The organism is Flavobacterium sp., from assembly GCF_025352425.1.
Lineage (GTDB): Bacteria > Bacteroidota > Bacteroidia > Flavobacteriales > Flavobacteriaceae > Flavobacterium.
In genome coordinates this window covers 25,971-51,296 of sequence record NZ_JANXTI010000064.1, presented here as the reverse complement: position 1 = coordinate 51,296, position 25,326 = coordinate 25,971, and the positions used below count along the sequence as shown (strand labels likewise).

At 38.3% G+C, this 25,326-nt stretch carries 29 protein-coding genes and 1 pseudogene; 13 read left to right on the top strand and 17 right to left on the bottom strand.

Features of this window, described 5'->3' with window-relative positions; all coding sequences use genetic code 11:
* From Q0Q99_RS08670 to Q0Q99_RS08630, 9 genes and pseudogenes are all read right to left on the bottom strand, one after another.
* Positions 1-295, bottom strand: a 295-nt coding sequence (locus Q0Q99_RS08670) for a hypothetical protein (RefSeq protein WP_293894389.1), incomplete at its 3' end; no start/stop codon positions are given.
* The gene (locus Q0Q99_RS08665; RefSeq protein WP_293894386.1) at positions 282-1,139 is read right to left on the bottom strand and encodes a TerC family protein; all 858 of its coding nucleotides are present in this window, start codon (positions 1,137-1,139) and stop codon (positions 282-284) included. The genes Q0Q99_RS08665 and Q0Q99_RS08670, both read right to left, overlap by 14 nt.
* 21 nt (positions 1,140-1,160) lie before the next feature.
* Complete coding sequence (locus Q0Q99_RS08660) at positions 1,161-1,535, bottom strand: DNA topoisomerase IV (RefSeq protein ID WP_293894383.1); 375 nt, start codon at positions 1,533-1,535, stop codon at positions 1,161-1,163.
* Between the two features lie 140 nt (positions 1,536-1,675).
* A pseudogene (locus tag Q0Q99_RS08655) lies at positions 1,676-2,247 on the bottom strand (DUF1572 family protein).
* Positions 2,237-2,464 carry a DUF6095 family protein gene (locus Q0Q99_RS08650; RefSeq protein WP_293894380.1) on the bottom strand — a complete coding sequence of 76 codons (228 nt, stop codon included), beginning with the start codon at positions 2,462-2,464 and terminating at the stop codon, positions 2,237-2,239. The pseudogene Q0Q99_RS08655 and the gene Q0Q99_RS08650 overlap by 11 nt, the downstream one beginning before the upstream one ends.
* Position 2,465: 1 nt before the next feature.
* Positions 2,466-2,951, bottom strand: a complete 486-nt coding sequence (locus Q0Q99_RS08645; RefSeq protein WP_293894377.1) for a hypothetical protein — start codon at positions 2,949-2,951, stop codon at positions 2,466-2,468.
* Positions 2,952-3,244: 293 nt separating this feature from the next.
* A complete protein-coding gene (gene murQ, locus Q0Q99_RS08640; RefSeq protein ID WP_293894374.1) occupies positions 3,245-4,057 on the bottom strand; it encodes an N-acetylmuramic acid 6-phosphate etherase in 813 nt (270 codons plus the stop codon).
* Positions 4,058-4,100: 43 nt separating this feature from the next.
* The gene (locus Q0Q99_RS08635) at positions 4,101-4,769 is read right to left on the bottom strand and encodes a ZIP family metal transporter (protein ID WP_293894371.1); all 669 of its coding nucleotides are present in this window, start codon (positions 4,767-4,769) and stop codon (positions 4,101-4,103) included.
* A 77-nt stretch (positions 4,770-4,846) separates the two neighbouring features.
* Positions 4,847-5,644 carry a bifunctional 2-polyprenyl-6-hydroxyphenol methylase/3-demethylubiquinol 3-O-methyltransferase UbiG gene (locus Q0Q99_RS08630; RefSeq protein WP_293894368.1) on the bottom strand — a complete coding sequence of 266 codons (798 nt, stop codon included), beginning with the start codon at positions 5,642-5,644 and terminating at the stop codon, positions 4,847-4,849.
* Positions 5,645-5,812: 168 nt separating this feature from the next.
* Here Q0Q99_RS08630 and Q0Q99_RS08625 point away from each other — a divergent pair, with 168 nt between their 5' ends.
* Positions 5,813-6,979, top strand: a complete 1,167-nt coding sequence (locus Q0Q99_RS08625) for a class I SAM-dependent RNA methyltransferase (protein ID WP_293894391.1) — start codon at positions 5,813-5,815, stop codon at positions 6,977-6,979.
* 1 nt (position 6,980) lies between these two features.
* On the opposite strand, the gene Q0Q99_RS08620 is transcribed toward Q0Q99_RS08625, so the two are convergent.
* The 7 genes from Q0Q99_RS08620 to rlmD all read right to left on the bottom strand — a co-directional run bounded on the left by Q0Q99_RS08620 (position 6,981) and on the right by rlmD (position 12,787).
* Complete coding sequence (locus Q0Q99_RS08620) at positions 6,981-8,498, bottom strand: TlpA family protein disulfide reductase (RefSeq protein WP_293894365.1); 1,518 nt, start codon at positions 8,496-8,498, stop codon at positions 6,981-6,983.
* A 106-nt stretch (positions 8,499-8,604) separates the two neighbouring features.
* Positions 8,605-9,348, bottom strand: coding sequence for an NYN domain-containing protein (locus Q0Q99_RS08615; RefSeq protein WP_293894363.1), 744 nt, complete (start codon positions 9,346-9,348; stop codon positions 8,605-8,607).
* A gap of 59 nt (positions 9,349-9,407) precedes the next feature.
* On the bottom strand, positions 9,408-9,581 hold the full coding sequence (locus Q0Q99_RS08610; protein WP_367175017.1) for a hypothetical protein: 174 nt from the start codon (positions 9,579-9,581) through the stop codon (positions 9,408-9,410).
* A 92-nt stretch (positions 9,582-9,673) separates the two neighbouring features.
* Positions 9,674-10,033, bottom strand: coding sequence for a four helix bundle protein (locus tag Q0Q99_RS08605; RefSeq protein ID WP_293894357.1), 360 nt, complete (start codon positions 10,031-10,033; stop codon positions 9,674-9,676).
* A 25-nt stretch (positions 10,034-10,058) separates the two neighbouring features.
* Positions 10,059-10,814 (bottom strand): DUF6048 family protein, encoded by a 756-nt coding sequence (locus tag Q0Q99_RS08600; protein WP_293894354.1) that lies wholly within the window; start codon positions 10,812-10,814, stop codon positions 10,059-10,061.
* The gene (locus Q0Q99_RS08595; RefSeq protein ID WP_293894351.1) at positions 10,786-11,280 is read right to left on the bottom strand and encodes a DUF6452 family protein; all 495 of its coding nucleotides are present in this window, start codon (positions 11,278-11,280) and stop codon (positions 10,786-10,788) included. The genes Q0Q99_RS08600 and Q0Q99_RS08595 overlap by 29 nt, the downstream gene beginning before the upstream one ends.
* Positions 11,281-11,371: 91 nt before the next feature.
* Entirely contained in the window at positions 11,372-12,787 is a 1,416-nt protein-coding gene (gene rlmD, locus Q0Q99_RS08590) for a 23S rRNA (uracil(1939)-C(5))-methyltransferase RlmD (protein ID WP_293894328.1), read from the bottom strand.
* 261 nt (positions 12,788-13,048) lie between these two features.
* On the opposite strand from rlmD, the gene Q0Q99_RS08585 reads away from it, so the two are divergent.
* From Q0Q99_RS08585 to Q0Q99_RS08535, 11 genes are all read left to right on the top strand, one after another.
* Positions 13,049-13,516: a hypothetical protein gene (locus tag Q0Q99_RS08585; protein ID WP_293894326.1), complete on the top strand. Its 468-nt coding sequence runs from the start codon at positions 13,049-13,051 to the stop codon at positions 13,514-13,516.
* Between the two features lie 591 nt (positions 13,517-14,107).
* The gene (locus Q0Q99_RS08580; protein ID WP_293894324.1) at positions 14,108-16,969 is read left to right on the top strand and encodes a PAS domain S-box protein; all 2,862 of its coding nucleotides are present in this window, start codon (positions 14,108-14,110) and stop codon (positions 16,967-16,969) included.
* Positions 16,929-17,747, top strand: a complete 819-nt coding sequence (locus Q0Q99_RS08575) for an ATP-binding protein (RefSeq protein WP_293894322.1) — start codon at positions 16,929-16,931, stop codon at positions 17,745-17,747. Before Q0Q99_RS08580 ends, Q0Q99_RS08575 begins: the two co-directional genes overlap by 41 nt.
* Positions 17,744-18,283, top strand: a complete 540-nt coding sequence (locus tag Q0Q99_RS08570) for a DUF1697 domain-containing protein (protein ID WP_293894320.1) — start codon at positions 17,744-17,746, stop codon at positions 18,281-18,283. The genes Q0Q99_RS08575 and Q0Q99_RS08570 overlap by 4 nt, the downstream gene beginning before the upstream one ends.
* A gap of 152 nt (positions 18,284-18,435) precedes the next feature.
* A complete protein-coding gene (locus Q0Q99_RS08565) occupies positions 18,436-18,612 on the top strand; it encodes a hypothetical protein (RefSeq protein ID WP_293894318.1) in 177 nt (58 codons plus the stop codon).
* 79 nt (positions 18,613-18,691) lie between these two features.
* Positions 18,692-19,102 (top strand): OsmC family protein, encoded by a 411-nt coding sequence (locus tag Q0Q99_RS08560; protein WP_293894316.1) that lies wholly within the window; start codon positions 18,692-18,694, stop codon positions 19,100-19,102.
* An 80-nt stretch (positions 19,103-19,182) separates the two neighbouring features.
* A complete protein-coding gene (locus tag Q0Q99_RS08555) occupies positions 19,183-19,890 on the top strand; it encodes a DUF1003 domain-containing protein (RefSeq protein ID WP_293894314.1) in 708 nt (235 codons plus the stop codon).
* A 106-nt stretch (positions 19,891-19,996) separates the two neighbouring features.
* Positions 19,997-21,277: an ornithine--oxo-acid transaminase gene (gene rocD / locus Q0Q99_RS08550; protein ID WP_293894312.1), complete on the top strand. Its 1,281-nt coding sequence runs from the start codon at positions 19,997-19,999 to the stop codon at positions 21,275-21,277.
* A 41-nt stretch (positions 21,278-21,318) separates the two neighbouring features.
* The gene (locus tag Q0Q99_RS08545; RefSeq protein WP_293894310.1) at positions 21,319-21,786 is read left to right on the top strand and encodes a DUF5362 family protein; all 468 of its coding nucleotides are present in this window, start codon (positions 21,319-21,321) and stop codon (positions 21,784-21,786) included.
* Between the two features lie 75 nt (positions 21,787-21,861).
* Positions 21,862-22,050, top strand: coding sequence for a hypothetical protein (locus tag Q0Q99_RS08540; RefSeq protein ID WP_293894308.1), 189 nt, complete (start codon positions 21,862-21,864; stop codon positions 22,048-22,050).
* Positions 22,040-22,582 (top strand): Smr/MutS family protein, encoded by a 543-nt coding sequence (locus Q0Q99_RS08535; RefSeq protein WP_293894306.1) that lies wholly within the window; start codon positions 22,040-22,042, stop codon positions 22,580-22,582. Before Q0Q99_RS08540 ends, Q0Q99_RS08535 begins: the two co-directional genes overlap by 11 nt.
* 72 nt (positions 22,583-22,654) lie before the next feature.
* On the opposite strand, the gene Q0Q99_RS08530 is transcribed toward Q0Q99_RS08535, so the two are convergent.
* Positions 22,655-23,668 (bottom strand): DUF3810 domain-containing protein, encoded by a 1,014-nt coding sequence (locus Q0Q99_RS08530; protein ID WP_367175016.1) that lies wholly within the window; start codon positions 23,666-23,668, stop codon positions 22,655-22,657.
* A 181-nt stretch (positions 23,669-23,849) separates the two neighbouring features.
* Here Q0Q99_RS08530 and Q0Q99_RS08525 point away from each other — a divergent pair, with 181 nt between their 5' ends.
* Positions 23,850-25,313: an aminoacyl-histidine dipeptidase gene (locus tag Q0Q99_RS08525; RefSeq protein WP_293894302.1), complete on the top strand. Its 1,464-nt coding sequence runs from the start codon at positions 23,850-23,852 to the stop codon at positions 25,311-25,313.
* Positions 25,314-25,326 lie beyond the last annotated feature (13 nt).

Genomic DNA, 25,326 nt, shown 5'->3' with positions numbered 1-25,326 from the left:
CGCAAAGTCCGTCACCCTGAATGTGAACATTTATGTATTTTGTGTTATTCTCTTCTTGATAAGTATCCATCCAGTAAGTTAGTTTAGACTTGTCGACTTTTGCAAATTGTTTAATCAATTCTATTTTATACTCTTTTGTTTCCGGTGAATACTTATCAAATATCAGATTTTTGTTTTTACAAACTGGTCTGTCACAAGACACGAGCGTAAGCGAACCGGCGAAGCAAACAATTAACGTTACCAAGCAAAAAGCTAAAAGTGTTTTAATAAAATATTTTTTATTAATCCGTAACATCCTTATCCTTTAGTTTTCTGTCGATAATCCTGCTGTTATGCAGCCTTACGGCTTTTCTGTTTTTCTTCATTTTCAGGTTGAGGAATTCCACAAACAGTGAAAAGAAGATGGAGAAGTATAAATAGCCTTTCGGAATCGTTCCCACTTCAACATCATTGCCAAATTTGAAATGCGCCAAATGCGAACCTTCCGCAATCAGCATTACGCCAATTAAAATAAGGAACGACAAACCAAGGATTTGTATCGTTGGATGCTCGTTTACGAATTTGGAAACCGGTCCGGCAAAAACCATCATAATAAGTATTGAAATCACTACTGCTAAAATCATAATAATTAGTGCGCCATAATGTCCAAAACCGCCTTGCGCAGGTTCCGCATTGCTCACCATTCCGATAGCTGTCAGGATACTGTCAAAAGAAAAAACGATGTTCAGCAACGCAATCTGAAGGATAGCCGCCGACAAGCTGTGACTTGCTTTTCCGCCAATGCCGTCTTCTTCGCCTTCCATCTTGTGATGAATTTCTGAAACTGATTTATACAACAGGAACAATCCACCGCCAAAAATAATAATGCTTTGCCCTGTAATTCCCGCTTCAAAAAATCCCCAGTCAATATGAAACATGACTTCCTTTAAACCCATAACCCATGTAATTCCAAACAAGAGGATAATCCTGAAAACCATCGCAAGCAATAACCCGATGCGTCTCGCTTTTGGCTGATCTTCCTCCCTTAGTTTTCCGGAAACGATAGAAAGGAAAACAATATTGTCAATCCCAAGGATGATTTCAAGAAAAGTCAGTGTAAGTAGGGCCATTAAGGCATTTGGCGTAAATAAAATGTTCATTTTAATAAATTTAATTTGTGCTTAATCGAGTTTTGTTACAACGCCGCGTGATTTTTTGTTGCTTCCCACAAAGGAATATTCAAAGGTATACCTATTCTTTTCAGTAAACAAGATTTTCATACTGATTGCCTTTTCTTCCTTCATACTTTTTGGATGAAGCTTTTGAAGTATAAATTCGCAGTCGTTTACCCAGCGCACGGAAGCGGTATCGGTTTTTCCGTTATAGGTTTCAATCTGAAGGTTCTCCGTTCGGGTAAAAGTGGAAGTATGCTTTTTGCCATCAATGTCCTGCGTAAATTCAAACTTTCCGGTTTTGAAATCGGCGCAGTTGCGTTCGTGGTTGTTGCAGGAGATTATCGATAAGGTCAGTAGAAGTAGAGTTAGTTTTTTACTCATGCAAGTTATTTTTGGTATTCGTGAATCTTTGATTTCATTTTTAGGAGCTGGTTCCCGCTTTCCGCTATATCTTTTTTAAGATGTGCCTTTGCTTCGCCTAGGCCAATCTTTAAAAAGGATGCCGCTTCACTCGGGGCTAGTTATTTTAGTTTATCGAGTTCATCATCCGTAAAGTTCTTAATGCATTTTTCTTTCGAAAACTTATCCGCATTATAACTGTTGGATTTGTTTTTCGGAATCGAAAGCGAATTCCATTCGGTTTGCTTTAGCATTTTGGCATAAAAAACAATCTGCCCAATATGGTACGGATAATGCGCCAACTGACGGTTTATTGCTTCCATCATGGTGTGGCCTTCATTACGGATATAAATGATGGTTTCCAGTTGGTCAGGAGCTAAGGAATTAATAGTGTTGAAAAAAAATCCCAGCCTTTATTCCAAAGTTTTAGCAATTCTTCCTTATTGGAAATTGTTTCTTCAAATTCGCCATCGCGGTTGCGCCATTCTTTCTCGCCATCACTTGTCATGAAGTCTGTCCATCGTGAAATCATGTTTCCCGAAAGGTGCTGTATAATAACCGCAATGGAATTGGTATCTTCGTTTACTGAAATGAACAATTGTTCAGGTTCGAGCTGCTCCATTGCCTTTTCTCCTAAGGTTTTATAATAGAGAAATTGCTTTTTGATGCTTTCTAAGTAACCATTATTTATCATGATGAAAAAGTGCGTCGGTTAAAGTTTTGATTCCCTTAAACATAAAGTAAACTGCTAAAAAACAAAAAGTGATTCCAAAAGCTAACACCAAATAATGCCACACATTCTGCTTATTGATAAACGCATTATAAATTACGCTGGGTCCAATAAACATTAGGGGCAATGCGTATAGCAAATATTTAATTCCTTTGTCCAGAAGTTCTTTGTTGACAGGCATGTTAAAATTTTATCTGGATTCCAACTCCGTTTTGATTCGACACTACATTGAGATCAAAATCAAGCGAACCTGTATTTTTGAGTCCGTCGTTATAGCTTCTTACCGCTTCTTCCACTTTCTTTGCCCTTCCGGAAAGTATCGGAATGGAAATGGCAACGACGCCTAAACCGGCATACGTTATGGCAGTAGGATATTTTGCATCCGAAAACAAACCAATAGCCAAATCAACAATACAAGCCGTTGCTCCCAATCCGAGAAGCATTCCGCCAAGCGCTTCTTTTGACTTGGCTGCCTTGTAAAGATGAAGGGAATGTAGATTTGAAGCCAAAATTTTCTTAACCAGATAACTCGGAACTTGTTCGCCATTCTGATAAATCTTTCCGTTTTCCAATTTGAGTACAACAGCCGTAGTTTTTTTCAGGGTAAGTTCTTGCGAAAAAGCAGTAAATCCCAGGAGCAAGATGAGTATGAAAAGTAATTGTTTCATTTTTAGAGGTTATTTTTTTGACATTATGTATTTGTAATATAAAGCAATAGTAAATCCTATGATGGTATGAAAGCCAATAGTCATTAAAAATAAGAATACTTTTTTTAAACCATATTCATCGTGACCAAAAAATGATAATCCTGAAAAAATGATTAATGTGGAATAGGATATAACTGCTAAAGCATTAATCCAAAGAAAACGAAAGAAAAATTGCCACTTTCTTAGCGTCAGAAGGCTGAATATCCATAAGACAGGCATCAATCCCAAAATGAAAAAGAAAATATAAACTTCCATTATTTATTATAATTCTCGACGGCTTTTCTAACGCTGCCATATTCATTTAATAATTGTGACGCCTTTTCATAATCAACAGGGATTTCACCCATAATCATCTTAACGCCGCGGTCAACCAATTTGTCATTACTAAGTTGCATGTCAACCATTTTGTTGCCTTTGACTTTTCCAAGCTGAATCATCGTTGCCGTAGAAATCATGTTTAGCACTAGTTTCTGTGCGGTACCGGCTTTCATTCGGGAACTTCCCGTGACGAACTCGGGGCCAACAACAACAACTATGGGAAACTTTGATGCTATCGCTATCGGACTTCCTTCGTTGCAGGTGATACAGCCCGTAATAATATTTTGTGCATTGCATTTTTCCAATCCGCCAGTAACATATGGCGTAGTTCCCGAAGCGGCTATACCAATAACCACATCATTGGCCATTATGCCGTGTTCCTGTAAATCTATCCAGGCCTGAAGTGTATCGTCTTCTGCATTTTCAACAGCTTGTCGAATGGCTTTGTCTCCGCCGGCAATTAGTCCGTTGACCATATCAAACGGAACACCAAACGTGGGCGGACATTCCGATGCATCAACGATACCTAATCTTCCAGAAGTTCCGGCACCAATATAAAAAAGCCTTCCTCCGAGTTTCATTTTTTCAACGACTTGGGTAACCAACGCTTCGATTTGCGGCAACGCTTTTTCAACAGCAAGCGGAACAGTTTTATCTTCTTTATTGATATTGGCTAACAAATCAGCAACCGACATTTTTTCCAAATGTTCGTAGTGCGAGGATTGTTCAGTGGTTTTGGTGAAGTTCATTTTGTTATAGTGGCAAAGTTTTAGAGTTGCTAAGTTACAAAGTTTACAAAAAACTCGCCAATACAATCCCTAAAATAATCATCGATACCTTGGCAATATTAAATTTGTGTCCTTCGCTGCTTTCAAAGATAATTGTTGATGAAATATGAAAAAGGATTCCGATGACAACAGCGGTAATTTGGGTATAATATTGGTTTAATATTGGAAAACTATCTGAAGCTAATGTACCCAGTGGAGTCATTACTGCAAACGTCAGCATAAAGAAAAACAGCGCCACTTTGTTCAGCTCGGCCTGAATAAAAAATGTTGTTAGGATAATCGCGATAGGTAAGTGGTGAATAGCGATTCCGTAAGCTAAATCATGGTGATGTCCCACCGGGAAACCTTCGAGCAAAGCGTGAATACATAAACTGATAAACAGCAGCCAGGGCATTTGTGTTAATTTATCATGCCCGTGAACGTGCCCGTGTTCGGCGCCTTTAGAGAAGAACTCCAAAATTATCTGGAATAAAATTCCACACATGATAAAAATTCCAACGCTTTTATTTCCACTTTGATATACATCGGGCAACAAATGCAAAACGGTTAATGACAATAAAAACGAACCGCTGAATGCCAGTAATAGTTTTAGGTTTTGTTTTACTCTAGGCTTAAGCACAATAGCAATTAAGTAGCCAATAAGTACTGAGAGTAAGGGTAATAAGTAATTCATTTGTTGTTTATTCGGTTATGCGGTTATTCGGTTATTTGGCTTTCAAATAACCAAATCCACAAATAACCAAATCCACTTTATTTAAAAATCATTATTAAACGCTCACTGGTGCTTTTATGAAATTTTTTCAATTTATAATCACCAAAAGTATCCAATAAATAAATTCCGGTTTCGTTCATCATGGTTTGAAAATCTTCCAAAGTATACGCTCTTACATTTTCTGTGAAGTGGAACTTTTTGCCGTCCGCCTCAAAATCAATCTCCTTTATTATAAAACCATCAATCACAAATCGCTTAATGTTAAAGATTATGCCATCGACTTCCTTGGTTTCTTCCGGAATCAAATTATCAATCACCACTGGCGAATTCATAAAGTCAATCACAGCAAAACCATATTCCGAAAGGCTTTCCTTTATGGCTAATAAGGTTTTAATATCATCTTCAATATTTTCAAAATAACCAAAACTCGTAAACAAATTGAAGATTGCATCAAACTTCTCATCAAATGGCTCGCGTTTGTCATGAACCACAAAATGCAACGTGTCATTTGTATTCTTATTGGCTTCAGCAATACTGTTTTCGGATAAATCAGCGCCAATAACATCAAAGCCCAGTTGGTTCAGATAAATGGCATGCCGACCTTTGCCACAAGCCAAATCCAGTACTTTTGCTTTCTCCGGCAGGTTTAAATAATGGGTAAGATTATCCATGAAAATCTGTGCTTCACGGTAGTTTCTGTCTTTGTAAAGTATGTGATAATAAGGTGTGTCAAACCAGGAAGAATACCAAGTATTTGTTTGTGGTTTAACTTCGCTCAGTTCACCTTTTACGGCTCGCGGGTTGTTTGTGGATTGTGGTTTTATAGCTTCTGACATTTATTCTTTTCAAATGAATTCTGAACGTACAAAATTAGTGTATTTTTGCCGAAGAAAGTAAAAACCCTTTTTATTTCCTTTTGTGCCTTATTGGAACCACAAAGGCACAAAGAAAAAACAAAGTCACATAAGAAAGTACTTTGTATCTATTTGTCGTTAAAATAAAATATAATGGAGAATTTTAAAATGATTGCCAAAACCTTTTTTGGTTTTGAAGAAATATTAGCCAAGGAATTACAGCAGTTAGGCGCACAGGATGTCGAAATTGGCACGCGTGCCGTCAGCTTCAAAGGCGATAAAGGATTTATGTATAAAGCCAACTTATCGTTACGGACTGCTTTGAAAATATTAAAGCCTATCTATTATTTCAAAGCTACAAATGACCAAAATTTATACAAAGGCATTCAGGGTATTGACTGGACAAAATATATCGGCGAAAGCCAGACTTTTGTAATTGACGCTACAATTCATTCGGATAATTTCAAACATTCACAATTTGTTTCCCAAAAAGCAAAAGATGCGATAGTTGACCAGTTCCGTGAGAAGACAGGCTCACGCCCAAGTGTTGATAAGGATTTCCCCGATTTAAGGGTTAACATACATATCGACAGAGACCAGGTTTCGGTAGCACTTGATACCTCGGGTGCTTCGCTACATCATCGTGGTTATAGAACCGCTACTAATATTGCTCCGATTAATGAAGTGCTGGCAGCAGGAGTGTTATTACTTTCGGGTTGGGATGGAAGCAGTGATTTTTTGGATCCAATGTGTGGCTCCGGGACTTTATTGGCGGAAGCCGCTATGATTGCTTGCAATATTCCGGCGAATATTAATAGAAAAGAATTTGCTTTCGAAAAATGGAACGATTGGGATAACGATTTGTTTGACCAAATTATTGATGCATTAATGAAACGTACTAAAGAATTTCATCATACAATTATTGGTTACGACAAAGCACCAAGTGCCGCCCAGAAAGCGAAAGATAACATTCAGAATGCTAACCTCGATGATTATGTAAGTGTTATTCAGGGCGATTTTTTCGACAGTAAAAAGGAAAACAACGGACCATTGCATATGGTTTTCAATCCGCCATACGGCGAACGTTTGAATATTGAGTTGGAGCGTTTTTACAGAGAAATAGGAGATACGTTAAAGAATAATTACCCAAATACCAACGCCTGGTTTATCACTGCAAATCTGGAAGCTTTAAAATTTGTCGGACTCCGGCCATCACGCAAAATAAAACTTTTCAACGGAAGCCTTGAAGCGCGTTTAGTGAAATATGAAATGTATGAAGGCAGTAAAAAAGGGAAATATATGAACTCAGAAGAATAATTTATTTTCCTCTTTTGGACTCTTTGTCTAGGGCATTAATCAAAGTTTTTAATTGGCTGGCATCAATGCGTTTGGCTTTGATGACTTTATTCCTGTCTAATATATAAATTACCGGCGTAGAATAAACATCATATTTCTCCACAGCATTGTTGTAATGCGCGCCATCATAAACGTTTATCCACGGTAATTTGTGCTCGGCAATATACTTCAGGTACTTATCGCCTTCGTGCTGCATATAAACACTATACACTTTTACATCTTTCTTTTCTTTTAGAAGTTCGTTGTATTGCTCAAGCAATATCGGAACTTCTTTTTGGCAATGACTACAATCAACATCCCAGAAAATAATAACCGTATATTCCGCTTTTACATCGCTTAATTTGACAAACATCTTAGTAACCTGATCAACATTTTTATAGAAAACATTGGTCATTTCTTCACTGTTCTTTGCAGTTTCGAATCCCATGGTTTTCATTTTCTCGAAATCTTCGGCTTTTATCATAAACAAGTCCTGAGCCGGGGCACCAATCAATAGTGGTTTCAGTTTATCGGCACGCTTCATTATTTTTTTAACCACATCATTATCTTCATAAATGCCATCAGCTTTACCGGTTTTAAAATAGTTGTCAGACATGTGCACAAACACTTTATCAAACCCCATTATTTTGGATGTTTCATAAGCGTAAGTGAAATGAGCCAACAAAAGTTTGTAGTTGAGGCTGCCGGGTTGGGTCTTGTCCAAAATCCTGTCAATTTCAACAGCAACAGAATCAGGATGTGTTACGACAACAGATTCAAAATATTTTTTGATTTTATTATTAAAAAACGGATTTCTGATGGTGCCATCATCCTTGAAATCAACATTGTCCCAATAGTGTTTTTTGTAATAGTTGTAAACCTGAATACTGTCAGGTCTGCCGTTAGATGCTTTGGGAATGTCCTTAAGCAGTTTTTCTACTTTCAGGTTTATGACATCACCAATATAAGTTCCCTTATGATTTGCGATAAACTTTTCTTCAAAATCGTTAATGTTTTTTTCGACATCTTTCGCCTTTTTATTTAACTCAAGCGTGTCTTTTATAGTAGCCAATTTAGCGGTTTGTTTATAAGCCTGAAATCCTTTGTTCTGTTCATTAATGTATTGAACATAGCTAAAGAATTCATTTTCCAGTGGTGAATTCAAAGCGGTTAATTCTTTACCGATATTTTGACTTGCTTCCGTTTTGAGTTCCAATTTTTGCGTGTTATCGTCAATAAAGAAATCAAAGTAGATAGATTTTCCCTGGCTCACCAACGAATAAATTCCTTTATCGAGTTTTTTCTTTCCTTTAAAAACAATCTTTCCGTTTTTGATACCGGTGCAGGTATCCTTAATTAAGGTTTTGTCAAATTGGTAAAAGGTAAGATACGCTATGGAATCAGGCGCGTTTTTTAGATTAATGGTAATCTCGTAACCCGATTGGGCAACGGCAAATAATGAAGAGAAACAAAAGACAGTAGCAACCAGCAATTTCTTCATAAACAAACAATATTTATAGTTTTAAATGTTTTAGACGGTCAAAAATAATGCATTTAACAAAAAAACCGCCTATTGAATATTTAAAGTTTGCTTAAAGTTTCATTAATTATCTTAATCGGACTAAAGGATGATTCAATCCGTTTACTATATTTTTCACCACCAGGTACTTATCAAGGCTCTCGAAAAGCTTGGTCAGGTTTCTGAAACCGTAGGTTCTGGAGTCAAAACTTGGTGATATTTTACGCAGGTTGGTTCCAATACTTGAGATATAGGCTTCATCGTCTTCATTTGCCGATATTTCAAATGCCTTGTCTATGATAGATAGATTTATTTTCGGAGAAGTATCTTTTTCTTTTGCGGCTATTTCTTTTGTATTGGTTTTCTTTTTAACAACCGGAACAATTTCTTTCTCAATAATAAGGTTTTCGGTGAACGTAAAGATTTCACACGATTGTACAAACGCGCTTGGCGTTTTCTCTTGTCCGATACCCATAACAAAAAGTCCTTCTTCCCGGATTCTTTTGGCCAGACCTGTATAATCGCTATCACTGGAAACGATGCAGAACCCTTCGGCATTTTTGCTGTGGAGTATATCCATGGCTTCAATAATCAATGAGCTGTCTGTAGAATTTTTACCGGTTGTATAAGCAAACTTTTGAATGGGGCTGATAGAATATTGATTGATAATCTCTTTCCATCCGTTCATATGTTGTTGAGTCCAGTCTCCATAAATCCTTCTGATGGTGGCTTTACCATATTTGGAAACTTCTTCCAGAATTTCCTTTATCAGTTTGGGTTGGGCGTTATCACCATCTATTAAAACTGCGATATTAAATTTTGTATTTTCCATTATTGGTTATTTTCAGGAATTAAAGATATACTATTTAACACACTTATAAGGATTAACGTTTATCCCACTTCGCGAACGCCTTTTAACAGCAGCCAACGCATGAATATCTTTTCTCCATCGGGAGTTTGTACCGCCTGGAATTTAGGTGCGGTAAGCGTACCAACCACAAAGGCCGTGATCGGAACCAATAAACCTGTAAGGTTGGTATATTTTTCTATAAGGAAACGAAACAAGATGAAAAGTATTGCGAAGCAGATAAGGTTGTAGAGGAAGGATTTTAGTTTTTTGTTCATAGACTTAGAAATTACGAATTACGAATTAGGAATTACGAATTGGTGTTATTTTTTAATGTTTTTTGAATGGAGCCTATTATTCGAAGCAATTCATTGACATCGTTTAGTAAACTTTGGTTTTCTTCTTTGGAAATATAATTTGTATCTGTTAAAAGCCTTATCCAATAGTGAGTTTCTCTGGCTTCTTTGTAAGCTATGGTAAGTTTAGCAAAAAAATCTCTATCTGACTGACCTCCAATTGCCTCTTCAATATTTGCTCCAATTGATGTTCCGGAGCGCAGCAGTTGTTTACTCAAAACGTATTCCTTCTTTTCTTCACACAAACGCTGATACAGCTTTACAGTTTTTATTGCAAATGCATAGCTCTTTATCTGTACAACATTCTCCTTCATAAAATTCGTAATTTGTAATTCGTAATTATTTCTTCTTCTTCTTATTTTTCTCTTTCGCTTTCACCTTCGCTTTCACAGTTGCTTTGTAAAAAGGAATAAAATAGGAAACAGAATAATTAAACCCAACTCCAAAATCGCCATTATACGTCCTGTTAAAGCCCGGAATATAGAGATTGTCAAAGTTGTCCGGACGGTTTTGTGATACCAATCTATTTAACCTAACGCTGAAACCTACAAAGACGTTATTGAATACTTCAGCTTTCATACCGGCAACAACTTCTACCCATTGCGCAGATAAGCCATCAAATTTTTCACCCGATATAATTACGGGTGATTCCCCAAAATATGGGTTGGGATTATACACCTGATAACTATTTAGAGTCTGGCTAAAACTGCTCACACCATAGCGCAAGCCAACAGAAATAATGTTTTCCATATTGCCCCAGTTCTGAAAAGAGTTATAGTCAAATCCCACTTTCAGATACGTTCCTTTCGTGGTAAAGTTCACTTGGTCATCATCAACGGTTTTGGTTTCGTTACCAATTTCACCCGCAAGGTAATGCCTGCGTGTTAAACGATAATCACCAACAAGCTCGAGTCCGCGATAATCTGTTTCATAAAATGAACGCGTTAGTTTGAACAGGTCAACTCCCAAACGTAATCCGTAACGCTCTTTCTTAACCGGAATGCTGTCTTTTTTAGTCGTGGTTTTCTGAGCATTGCCTGCAAATGAAAGCAATACCAAAGCAATACTAAAAGTAAATCTTGATATGTGTTTCATTTTCGTTGTCAATGTTTGTTGTTAAAATGTTGATGTCCTGTATCCAAAAACCATCAGCGGGCGTAGCATCGGTTTTGATAACGCCATTCGGACTAGCATTCAGTTCAAAGATGGTCTTGTAACCACATGCACGGGAAACAAAAACGTTTTGACGGGTATAATTAAACTGAAGGACGTCTTCATCGGCATCAGTCAAACTCGTACTGTTTGATATCAGGCTGTATTTAGTGGTATCATGTGTAATATCCAGCGGCAATTTTATTTTACTGACATTATTAAAAGTGCCAAGCGCCGTTTGCCCTTCGCCCGTAACCAGCACGTTTATCACCGGCTTCAAAACAGACGGATTTGAAATGTCATAAAACTCCAATATTAGTCGGGGAGTTGTGTCGTCTGTACAGATATCATCCTTTTCACAGCTGGAAAGGCTTATTGTAATTATTAACAGGGCAAGTATTTTCTTCATATAAATTCGTAATTTATTCCGCTGTGCTCCATACAGTCGCTTTCGGCTCGTGTCGTAATTCGTAATTCGTAATTCGTAATTCGTAATTTTTTTATCGCTTTTCCAAAAGTACAACATTTTCCACATGATGCGTTTGCGGAAACATATCTACCGCACGAACACGCGTTACTTTGTACTGCTCATCCATCAATGCTAAATCCCGCGCTTGTGTCGCCGAGTTGCAGCTTACATACACAATCTTATCGGCACCAATTTTTAGCAATTGCTCCACAACGTCTTTGTGCATTCCGTCTCGTGGCGGATCGGTAATGATGACATCTGGCTGGCCATGCTGCGCAATAAAGTTATCATTGAATACATTTTTCATATCGCCAACATAAAACTCACAATTGGTTATGGCATTTCTCTTGGCATTTTCGTTAGCATCAGCAATTGCTTCGGGAACTGCTTCCACTCCAATTACTTTTTTGGCGCCTTTGGAAACAAACTGCGCAATGGTTCCGGTTCCTGTGTATAAATCGTATACCACTTCGTTGCCTGTTAAACCCGCAAACTCACGTGTAATTTTGTATAGTTCGTATGCCTGATCGGAGTTGGTTTGATAAAACGATTTGGCATTGATGCTAAACTGCAATCCTTCCATTTCTTCCAGGATGTAATCCCTGCCTTTGTAAAGTTTAATGTCCTGATCGTATAACGTATCATTGGCTTTGCTATTAATAACATATTGCAATGACGTAATTTGTGGAAATGTAGCATCGATAAAATCCAATAACAATTCGCGCTGTGCTTTATCTTCTTTAAAAAACTGAATCAAGACCATGATTTCTCCGGTAGAAGCCGTTCTAATCATCAGAGTTCGCAGCAAGCCTTCGTGATTTCGGGCGTTAAAGAAAGTCATATCGTTTTGAACCGCAAATTCGCGAATTGCATTACGAATATCATTCGATGGATCTTCCTGTAAGTAACATTTTTCGATGTCCAAAATCTTGTCCCACATTCTCGGAATATGAAAACCCAATGCCGGTTTCTTGCTTAATGATTGGTCTTCCGATTTAATCTCGATGTCGTTTAACCATCGCGTATCCGAAAACCCAAACTCCATTTTGTTTCTGTAAAAAAATTGTTTTTCCGAACCTAATATCGGCTCGAACTCGGGCAGTTCAATTTTACCAATGCGTTTCAGGTTATTGTATACTTCCTGGTTTTTATAAAACAACTGTTGTTCGTACTTCATATTCTGCCACTTGCAACCACCGCAGGCACCAAAGTGTTGGCACAACGGCTGAACCCGATTTTCAGAATAGGAGTGAAACTTTATGGCTTTGCCTTCAAAATAGGATTTTCTTTTTTTGAGGGTTTGCACATCTACCACATCGCCGGGAACGACATTAGGTATAAAAATAACTTGACCCTCGGGCGCTTTAGCTACCGATACGCCTTTGGCACCAGCATCAAGAACCGTTATGTTTTCAAAAATGACTTTGTTGGTTTGTTTTCTTCCCATGGCGCAAAAGTAGAATTTAATTACGAATTTCAAATTACGAATTACGAATTAGGGTCTTGTTTAAATTCTGTTGGTTGATTCAGGTCTCATGTCAATTCGTAATTCGTAATTCCTAACTCGTAATTCTTTTCCTATTCTTAAGGTTAAATTAATTTTTTCCCCTTTTGATATAATTAATAGTATTAAACTTATTTCTGGCACTAAAATTGGTATTGAGGTTTTACGAAAAAATTTAATTGTCTAATTTAAAAACCAAGAAAAATGTCCAGACAAAATTTAATTTCCGCCGAAGCATCAGATGCAACGATTGCAGCAGCTCTTCAAAACATCAAAGATGTAAAAATTGAGTTCCCATTCTTAATCAACCTTTCGGTTGCTGAGAGAAAGCGATTCAGAAAGATGGGGCCAAAGAGTGTAGATTATGTAAACGATAATCTAACGGGAGCTAACCAATTCCCGAACAGTTTACCAGGTGACTTTCCTGTAGCAGAGTTTGCAAAGGACGTTACCTTACTCAACAAATTGTATCCTTTACTGGTAGCCTCTCAGGCACTTACCGAAGGATTGAATGACACGATTCTCGCTTTAGGCTCAGATGCCATGAAACAAGGCGATGAAGTTTACGGATTCTTAAAACTTGCCGCTAAGACCGATGCCAATGCAAAAGAATTGGTTTCACAAATTGGAAGAAGGTTTAGAGGGCAGGGAAATTTTAAAACACCGGAATAAAATGAATGATTATTATTAATGTAAAGGCGCGATTTATCGCGCCTTTTTTATTTATGGATTTTCCAAGACATTCAATTTCCCTTTTTAGGGAATGCAATCCCTCCCGAAGTGAATGCATTCCCTTATTTACTGATTGCAATCTCTTCCGAAGTGAATGCATTCCCTTATTTACTGATTGCAATCCCTCCCGAAGTGAATGCATTCACTTATTCAGGGATAGTATATCCCTTATTTACTCATTGCATTCTCTTATTTAGGGATTGCAATCCCTTATTTGTGAAATGATAAGCCTTCGGAAGGGATTGCATTGTGTTCAGAAGGGATAGTAAGGTTCTTAACAGTTGTTGTACAAAATTATTCTATTTGGGTGATTTATTTAAGGAAGTTTTATCGAGAATAATAAATTAACGAAGTGACGATCTTGACAAAACGCTTAATGGACCGCCGAAATCAGCCGCGGAACATGAAGCCCGCCGAATTACCTAAGCTCATAAAAGTAGTTCAAAAAGCACTAACCATTATGCCAAGTTGATAATTTAATAAAAATCATATGAGAAAATTTTGTAATTTTAAATGCAAATAAATTGTCACATGGAAAATAAAAATCCGGATAGCAACTTACAATTCCTTTCAGGCGGCGGTGAAATGGGGCAACTAATTAGAGAAAAAGATTGGAGCAAAACACTTCTTGGTGCTCCACCATTTTGGCCGCAAAGTTTACGAACCACACTTGGAATTATTCTCAATTCAAAATTTCCGATGTTTTTATTTTGGGAAAAAGAACTAATTTGTTTTTACAATGATGCCTATCTCCCAAGCTTAGGCAATGAGGGAAAACACCCTGCTATACTTGGTATGAAAGGCGAAGATGCGTGGAAGGAAATTTGGGATACCATAAAACCACTAATCGATCAAGTACTTGAAGGAGGAGAAGCAACATGGAGTGAAGATCAGCTAATTCCTATTTACCGTAACGGAAATATTGAAGATGTGTATTGGACATTCAGCTACAGCCCGGTAATGGATGAACTTGGAAAGCCGGCAGGAGTTTTTGTTGCCTGCACTGAAACCACCGATAAAGTACTTAATCACAATAAACTGAAAGAAAGCAAAATGCAGTTTCAGTCAATTGCTAACCTGGTGCCTGATGTACTATGGGATAGCGAGGCTGATGGTTCAACCAACTGGTACAACCAGCGTTGGTTAGAATATACCGGGCAGCGTTTAGATGAGGCTATAGGTTGGGGCTGGATAGATGCCATTCACCCTGAGGACAGAGAAGGCTCGGCAAAACGCTATAGCGAAGCAGTTGAAGCAGGCAGGTCTTTACGGCAGGAACACAGGATACGTCGACATGACGGCGAGTACCGTTGGTTTGCAATAAGTGCAACTCCGCTTAAGGATGATAACGGGCAGGTGATTAAAATGTATGGTGCTGCTACCGACATCCACGACCGCAAGCAAGCTGAAGAAGCATTGCGCAACAGCGAAGAAAAATACCGTAGCATTTTTGAAAATATTGATCAGGGCTTCTCCATACATGAGCTTATCATCGATGAAGGTGGCAATGTTACCGACGTGATTTTAGAGGAAGTAAATGAGGCCTTTGAAAAACACACCGGATTAAAGAATGTGCAGGGTAAAAAAGTAAGTGAAATTGTTCCCAATCTTGAACCCGTTTGGCTGGATGCCATGACCCAAGCATATAAGTATGGCGAAACGCAACTTTTTGAAGCTTACAATTCCGATACCAACCGCTGGATTACTTCACAATATTCTCGCATTGGAGGAGCAGAAAGCCGGCTTCTATCTACTTTTTTTACCGACATCACCGAACGCAAGCAATCAGAAGAAGTGTTGCGCAATAAAGAATCCCGGCTACGCATTGCAGCCGAGGCGGCTGAACTGGGAGTATGGGAGTGGAACCCGGCTAAAGATGAAGTAACCTGGGAAAACGAGCGAATGTTTGAAATCTATGGGCGCACTCGGGAGCAAGGGCCGGTTAATGCGGAAATGTTTATGACGGAGGTCGTTCACCCCGACGATGCAAAGCGGTTCAAAACAGATCTTGAAGCATCTTTAACCTCCGGCATACTCAATTACACCGGTCGTTTTTACCGTGGAGATGGTGAATTACGATGGATCACGTTTACGGGTAAAATGGAATATGCGGAAGACTTTACGCACTTGCGCATGCCAGGCGTTGCTACCGATGTTACTAAGCGCATTCAGGCAGAACAAGAACTTCGAAAAAGCGAAGAAAAGTACCGCAGCATTTTCGAGTCGATTGACGAAGGCTTTTGTATACATGAACTTATAATTGATGAAAATGGCACGATCACCGATCTTATTTTCCAGGAAGTAAATGCGGCATTTGAACAGCATACAGGAGTAAAAAATGCGCAAGGCAAAAGGGTTCGCGAACTGTTTCCGCAAGTGGAACAACATTGGCTTGATTCGTTTGAGATTGTTTATAAAACGGGTGAGCCGGTTCGATTGGAAGGCTACCAGGCTGATGCACAACGCTGGTTTACTACGCAATACTCTCGAATTGGCGGTGAAGGAAGCAAACTTATAGCTGCCGTTTTTTATGACATCACCGAACGAAAAAATACAGAAAGAAAACAGACCTTTCTATTGAAGCTCAATGAAGTTACACGATTGCTCCATGAGCCCATCAAAATTCAGGAAGCAGCTATGAAGTTGCTGGCGGAAGAGCTCAACGTGATGCGTGTCGCCTATGTTGAAGTGGATGACGAACGTGACCAATGGGAAGTAATCGCGCGTTATGAAAAAGAAGCATCGCCGGCGCCAATGAGTGGGCGGATTTCGGATTTTTCGTCCAGCCACTTGGAAATTTACCGAGCCGGACGAACAGTTATTATTAACGACGCCGAAAACGAACCGCATCCCGAAGCCTATCGCGCTATTGAAGTGCGTGCACTTTTAGCCGCGCCGGTTGTTAAAAGCGGAAAGATAATCACCCTCGTCATTGTTTACGCGAGCGCACCGCGAAATTGGACAACGACCGATGTGCAGATTCTGGAAGAACTTGCAGAACGCACATGGAATGCGGTTAAAAGAGTTAAAGCCGAAGAAGCTTTGCGCGAAACAAAAGAGCAACTCGAACTCAGTATCAGCGCAGGCAAAGTGGGAATTTGGACATTAGATGTAAAAACCAAATACCTGCATTGGAATAAGCAGCAGTGCGACCTTTACGGAATTAAGGAAAATGAGTTTGATTGTACTCCCGAAACTTTTTGGGAATTTGTTTTGCCGGAAGACAAGCAGCCATTGGAAAAAGAATCAGCGCAACAGCTTGCAGACAGGAAACCTGAATTGATTCAGCAATTTCGCATTACGCGAAAAGACGGGAAACAACGTTGGATAGAAAGCCGCAACCGCACACAGTTTGACAAACACGGAATGCCACCAGTATATTACCGGAATTAATTTAGACATTACGGCGCAAAAGTCGTTTTCACAGGAACTTGAACATACCGTGGCCGAACGCACAATCGAGCTTGAAAAAATGAACAAAGAACTACAATCCTTCAATTACATATCCAGTCACGATTTGCAGGAACCGCTAAGAAAAATACAAACCTTCTCCACACAGCTATTAGAAAAAGAAAAGCAAAACCTTACCCAAAGTGGAAAAGACAAATTGGATCGCATGCAAAACGCAGCCTGCCGCATGCAGACACTTATTAATGATTTGCTTGCTTACTCACGAACCAACGTTTCAGATAGAAAATTTGAAAATACCGACCTCAATATAATATTGAACGAAGTAAAAAACGACCTAGAAGATGAACTAAGACTAAAGAACGCTACAATTGAAGTGACTGAACTAGGCAAAGCAGATATCATCCCTTTCCAGTTTCGACAAATGCTGCACAACCTTATTAGTAACGCACTAAAATTTTCAACACCCGAAAAACCACCGCATATAAAGATAAAAAGCAAAATCATATCCGCATACCATCCACTGGGAGGCCAGAAGGTTTGCCACATCAGTATTTCTGATAACGGAATTGGCTTTGAACAACACTATTCTGATAAAATATTTGAAGTATTCCAACGCCTTCACGGAAAAGAACAATACAACGGAACCGGTATCGGGCTTGCTATTGTCAAAAAAATAGTAGAAAACCATCACGGCATCATCACCGCTAACGGAGAACTAAACAAAGGCGCTAACTTTGACATCTACATACCTACAACATGAAAACCCATCTTGCCCTTTTGCGCGGCATCAACGTCTCGGGTCATAAAATGATTAACATGATTGCTTTGAAAAAAGCACTTGAAGCCATTGGATTTTCAAATGTGCGCACGTATATTAACTCGGGGAATGTTTTTGTGGATACTGACGAGGAGAGCCCAACGAAAGTGGCGTTTCTTATCAAGCAGGAAATTTTTAAGGAGTTTGGTCATGATGTTCCTGTGATTGTCATTGGGAAAGCCGATTTGCAGGCGTGCCTTGACAGGAATAAATTCCTTAACGAAGAAGGTGTCGATTTAAAGAAATTGTATGTCTCGTTTATTTCTTCGATGCTACCGGATAATATGATTACCCAGCTCAACCTAAACTTTATAAAACCCGACGAAATCCAACTTGATGGGAAACGGATTTATTTAAAGTATGATATCTCACCGGCAAAAACTAAACTCGATAACAAATGGATAGAGAAAAGCATGAATGTGATTTCTACCACGCGCAATTGGAATACGGTGAATAAGCTGCTGGAAATGTTCGGGTAACGACTGTCTTTCCCGCGCAGGCGGGAATCCAAAAATAAATGTTTAACTATTCATCAATAATCGCCTTCGGGAAAGACAAATCTGTAGAACCTGAACGCATTACTTTTTTCAGTAACACTTTCTTTCCCGCACAGGCGGGAATCCATAAATAAATGTTTAACTATTCATCAATATTTGCCTTCGGGAAAGACAAACCTGTACAACCTGAACGCATTACTTTTTTTAGTAACACTGTCTTTCCCGCGCAGGCGGGAATCCATAAAGACCCAAAATGTTTAAAACTATTCATCAAAGGAAAAAACCGCAATGACAATACAAACTATAATTAAATAACAAATAACAATGATTTGATAACTTTAACAATAATACTATTCTTAAATTTGATAAAATTTAAAAAAATTAACTATCATGAAAAGAAATGCCACCGCAGTTTGGAAAGGTTCTATAAAAGAAGGTAAAGGAGCCATTACTTCACAAAGTACCACATTAAATAACACACAATATTCTTTCGGTTCTCGTTTTGAAGAAGGCGTTGGCACCAATCCCGAAGAACTTGTTGCGGCAGCGCACTCAGGTTGTTTTAGCATGCAACTATCTGCTTTTATTGGCGAAGCCGGATTTACCCCTGATAGCATCGAAACCAAATGTGTAATCGATTTCCAGAATGGCGCTATTGTTAGTTCGACGTTAACCGTGGAAGCCAAGATTCCCGGTATTTCTAAAGATACGTTTCAGGAGTTGGTTACAAAAGCGGAGAAAAACTGTCCGATATCCAAATTATTGAATGCTGAAATCAGTTCAACTGCTACACTACTTTAGTTAATAAGTACTATAACAACTAACCTCATTTCTTTTAAGGAATGAGGTTTTTTTATGGAAATTAGCCCTAAAATCAGAGTATGAGTTTAAAAGCCACATTCAAAAGTACCATTTCAGGTTTGGAAGCCCCCGAACATGATAAGGTCAGCTGCAATAGTATCCGAATTCCCATCCTTAATCTGATTAAGGAAGACCACCCCGATTTAGACATGTCGAAGGAGATAACGGTAGGGGAACTGAATATCTACAGGGAGAAATATATTTCGAGGTTTTTAAAATCGGAAGTAGGCGAGCTAAATGATTTGCATAAAAACGTCCTAAAGGCTTTGGCTGACGACAAATCACTAGTCAGCAAAGTGGAAGATGAACCGGACACCCGTACTTTTGGGCAACGGCTTGCCGATAATGTAGCTGATTTTGGCGGCAGCTGGACATTTATTATCTGGTTTTTTGTAGTGATTATATGTTGGATTGCAGCGAATGTTTTTCTCCTGATGAACAAAGGTTTTGACCCGTATCCATTTATACTATTGAATTTAATTTTGTCCTGTCTGGCATCGCTGCAGGCACCAATAATCATGATGAGCCAAAACCGTCAGGAAGAAAAAGACCGGGAACGCGCCAGGAAAGATTATATGATAAATCTTAAGTCGGAGTTGGAAATCAGAATGCTGGATGATAAATTAGATCATCTGCTAATGCAGCAGCAACAGGAACTAATTGAAATACAGAAAGTGCAGATAGAAATGATGAATGATATTTTGAACAGGATTGAAAGTAGGAAGTAGTTAGTATTAAGATTTATTCGCAATTAAGTTCTACTTTTGTAATCAATATGGATGATTTCTCTCCAAAAGAAGGAATTGCGATTTTTAAAAATCAATAAGAAGAATTATGTCAGTTTTAGAAAAAATGAGTTCAGCAGAAGCAATTGCTTTAGAAAACAAGTATGGTGCACACAACTACCATCCGTTACCGGTAGTGCTGAGTAGAGGAGAAGGTGTGTATGTGTGGGATGTTGAAGGTAAAAAGTATTATGATTTCCTCTCGGCATATTCCGCCGTAAATCAAGGTCATTGCCATCCGAAAATAGTTGGTGCAATGATAGAACAGGCGCAAACTCTGACACTTACTTCAAGAGCTTTTTACAATGATAAATTAGGGATTTACGAAGAATATATTACTAAATATTTTGGCTTTGACAAAGTATTGCCAATGAATACGGGAGCCGAAGCTGTGGAAACCGCTGTGAAACTGTGTAGAAAATGGGCCTACGAAAAAAAAGGAATTAACGAAAACGAAGCACAGATCATTGTTTGTGACGGTAACTTCCACGGGAGAACTACGACAATCATTTCGTTTTCTAACGATGAAAATGCACGTAAAAACTTTGGACCTTACACGGCCGGATTTATAAAAATCGCTTACGATGATATTGATGCTTTGGAAAAAGCGATTACTTCTTCAAAAAACATTGCAGGATTTTTAGTGGAACCAATACAAGGCGAAGCCGGAGTGTATGTACCGGCTGAAGGTTATTTGGCGAAAGCCAAAGCTTTATGTGAAGCCAACAATGTATTATTCATTGCAGATGAAGTACAAACGGGAATTGCGAGAACGGGTTCTTTATTGGCTGTTTGTGGTAATTGCAGTTGTGAGAATAAATGTGAAAAACAAGGTTCCTATGTCAATCCTGATATTTTAATCTTAGGGAAAGCCTTATCAGGCGGAGCTTATCCGGTATCAGCTGTATTGGCAAATGATGCAATAATGAATGTTATCAAGCCAGGTCAACATGGTTCTACTTTTGGTGGAAACCCAATCGCGGGCGCTGTTGCTATAGCGGCTATGGATGTGGTTAACGAGGAACATTTGGCCCAAAATGCGCGAAGATTGGGTAAAATATTCAGAGAAGAGTTGGCAAAATATATTGAAACATCAAATATTGCGACGCTTGTTCGTGGAAAAGGATTGCTTAACGCAGTTGTCATTAATGACACCGAAGAAAGCGATACCGCCTGGAATATTTGTTTGGCTTTACGTGATAATGGTTTATTAGCCAAACCAACCCACGGCAATATCATCCGTTTTGCTCCGCCATTGGTAATGAATGAAGAGCAATTATTAGATTGCGTCTCCATCATTATCAAGACATTAAAACAATTTGAAAAGTAAAAAACCAACCTTTTTATAACCAACTTAAAACCAAATTAATTATGGAAGAAAAATTATCATTGAATGACTTAGCTATTGGAGCCTTAAGGGAAAGCGCCAAGTGGTGCCTGTTTTTATCTATTGTGGGATTTATTTTTATCGCACTGATGGTAGTGATTGGTGCCTTTACTGCAGTTATGATGTCTGCAATACCAACCGATCCTTATGGTGGTGCAATGGGGCCTATGGCGGCAAATCCTTTTAATGCTATCAAAGGTTATTTAGGAGTATTTTACATTCTGCTGGCGCTGCTCTATTTCTTTCCGGTTTATTACTTATACAAGTATGCCAATGGAACGAAACAAGCTTTAGAATCAGGAAACAATGACGTATTAAGCAATGCTTTAGTGAATTTAAAATCTCATCATAAGTTTTTAGGAATAATGACTATCATCATGATTGCTATCTATATTTTAATATTTATTGTTGGAATTGTTTTTGGGGCTGCCTTTGCGAGCAGTATGCATTAAATGGCATTAAAATATACTTATTCAAAACCAGTCATATTCGGCTGGTTCTTTTATTTTTGGAATATAATTTATACCATGAAAAAACTAGTACTACCTTTTACACTTGTGGCAATTATTGTGGGTTTGTACGAGCAGTCAAAAGCGAAACCCAACATCTATATTTTATGTATTACTATCGTGATATTTATGTATGGTGTTATGAGATTGAGTGCGAAAACGCCAAGTAAGAATCAGGAAGAAAAAGAAGAAGATCATGTTGAATAAAGGAGATAAGGTTTCGGTTTTAGACGATGCCATTGACGGTGTTGTTGTTGAAATTAATGGTTCTGAAGTGACTATCGAAACTACTGATGGCTTTAACCTGACCTATAAAAGCAACGAGTTAATCAAGATCGAAAGTGGCAATGCCATGAATATTAGTTTTAACAAAAGCCAGGTAATTAGCGAAAAGGAAGTTGCCAAGCCAAACTATATCAACAAAGAGAAAAAACCTAAGAAAGAAATTCCGCCACCGGAGTTTGATCTTCACATTGAAAAGCTAGTCAAAAGCTACAAGGCAATGAACAATTTTGACATCCTGAACCTGCAAATAGAAACAGCCAAACGCCATATCGAATTTGCAATTCGCAACCGGATTCCAAAAATAGTTTTTATTCATGGCGTTGGAGAAGGCGTACTTAAATCGGATCTCGATTTTCTATTAGGAAGATATGACAACGTTGTTTTTCAGGATGCTAATTATCAGAAGTATGGGCTGGGTGCAACAGAAGTTTACTTTAAGCAGAATGTTAAATGAGAGAATAGAGAATAGACGGATAGATGATAGACAGATTCGAGACTATACTATCATCTATTATCTCTTCGTATATCATCTTAGTTCCTTTCCCTTATAATAATTAATCAACAAATCAACAAACTTGCTATAACTTTCCAAGCCATCTTTCTGCTGATTTGCCTTTAGAAATTGGTCATAAAAAGCGTGGGATCCTTTGTCGACAAAGGTGTCATAGCGTTTCCAGAAGCGCTCACTTTCCTTATAGTTTTTAATAATTCCGGGATTTATTGTTGGCTTTAATTCATTAAATTTTTTCTCATTCTTCATCACAATATTTTCAAGGCAATAGCGTAAAGCATTGGAATATGCTGAGTATTGAAAATACAAATCCTCATTCTTGATGCAGGCCATAAAACCAATAAAGTTGCATTCGCTTTCGCTGGCATAGCCAATCTGATGCGCCATTTCGTGGCAGATTACATTTGGTAAACCATACATAGGTAACTTATAATTTACCTGCGATTCATTTGTAAACGGATTCAGATATCCACCAAAACCCATATAAGTAAGAGGTAAGCTAAACAGAGACTTCTTTCTGCACGGACTTTCATACCTAAAAAAACGATACTGCCTGGCGAGGTTATCATAGCCATTCTGCGTCATGCTGAAAATGCTGCCCTGTGTATAGGGATTGCTTACTTTTTTATTCTTGTTGTGTGTGATTGCGAATTGTACTTCGTTGGTTTTGGCAACCAGCTTTTCGGTAAACGCATACAAATCTTCATTGGAATATTCCCTTTTGATGTTCATTTTTTCGAATAATGGCACACGATAATAATTCAAAGCCCATAAAAAATGAAAGAGGAAATAAAAAATAGAGAAACCGCTCAATACTTTCAGCAAATTATTTTTCCATTGATTACGCCATGTCTTTCGTGTTTTCCAAATGGATATCAGCAAATAAACAATAAGGATTCCATAAAAAATGTCACCAACAGAAAACGGAATCCAGCCTAAAACCGCGCGCTCAATCTCTGAAGTGAAACTGTACAATCCATTGCTGTAAAAGCGTTCAATAACTTCGGGAAAGAATGCTAATACTTTCAAGAAGACGATTTGGATAAGCAGAAAAAGGGGAAGTATATACTTGCGTTTCACATTGCGGATTTAAAATGTAAATATAATCACTAATTAATTTCGGAAGTAGTTAAACTTTGTAACTTTGTGTTCTTGACCGAGCCGTAAGGCGAATTGAATGAAAATAAATTTAGAAACTAAAAAATACATAATGAGCCAGGAAATTAGAAACCTTGAACCAAAAGTACTTTGGAATAAATTCGCCGATTTGAATGAGGTGCCGCGTCCATCAAAAAAAGAAGAACGGGTTATTGAATTCATGAAAAACTTCGGTAATAGTTTAGGATTGGAAACTTTTGAAGACGATATCCGAAACGTAATCATTCGTAAACCCGCCACTACTGGAATGGAAAATCGTAAAACGGTTGTCCTTCAGGGGCATTTGGATATGGTGCACCAAAAAAATAACGATACCAATTTTGATTTTGACACACAGGGAATCGATATGTATGTTGATGGTGACTGGGTTCGCGCAAAAGGAACTACGCTTGGGGCTGACAATGGATTAGGTGTTGCAGCAATTATGGCGATTTTAGAAAGTAAAGATATTCCGCATCCTGCAATAGATGCGTTGTTTACTATCGATGAAGAAACGGGAATGACCGGAGCGTTAAACTTAAAAGGCGGTATTTTAAAAGGGGAAATTCTTTTAAATTTAGATACAGAAGAAGACGATGAAATTGATATTGGCTGTGCCGGTGGAGTAGACGTAACAGCAACCAGAAGTTATAAATCGGAAGAAACTCCCGAAGGTTCTGTGGGTTATTCAATCACCGTAAAAGGCTTGAATGGTGGGCATTCCGGAATGGATATCCACAAAGGCTTGGGAAATGCCAACAAGATTATGAACCGTTTATTGTTTGACGGCTTTGAGAACTTTGGCTTACAGATTTCTGAAATAGTAGGTGGAAGTTTGCGTAATGCGATTCCGCGTGAAAGCGTAGCGAAAGTTATTGTTGCCGGCATGTATGACGAGGCGTTTGTTTTTGACATGCAGGAAATCATCAATGATATTAAATTTGAATTCAAAACTACGGAACCCAACTTAACTATTGAAATTGTAAAAAGTGATTTACCTAAACAAGTTATTGATTTAGGCGTTCAGGAAGGATTGCTTCGTTCTATTTATGCTGCTCATAATGGCGTTTACCGAATGAGTGCTGATATGGCGGATTTGGTGGAAACTTCAAATAATATTTCTAAGGTTATCGTAAAAGACGGTCAGATTTCTATTCAGAATTTGACACGTTCATCGGTGGAGAGTTCTAAATATGACTTGGCGAATTCCCTTCGGTCGGCTTACGAGTTATTTGGTTGTGAAGTTGAATTTGGAGGAAATTATCCGGGCTGGACACCAAATGTGAAGTCGGAGATATTGGACGTTCTTGTAGATATATATGAAAAACAAAACGGAAGCAAGCCTAACGTTGTGGCCTGCCACGCCGGATTGGAATGTGGAATTTTAGGAACGAATTATCCTGGAATGGATATGATTTCCTTTGGGCCAACCATCCACGGTGCACACAGTCCGGATGAAAGAGCATCCATTAAATCGTCACAAAAATTCTGGAAGTTTTATTTGGAGATATTGGCGAATATTCCGGAGAAAAAATAGAAAAAAAATAGCT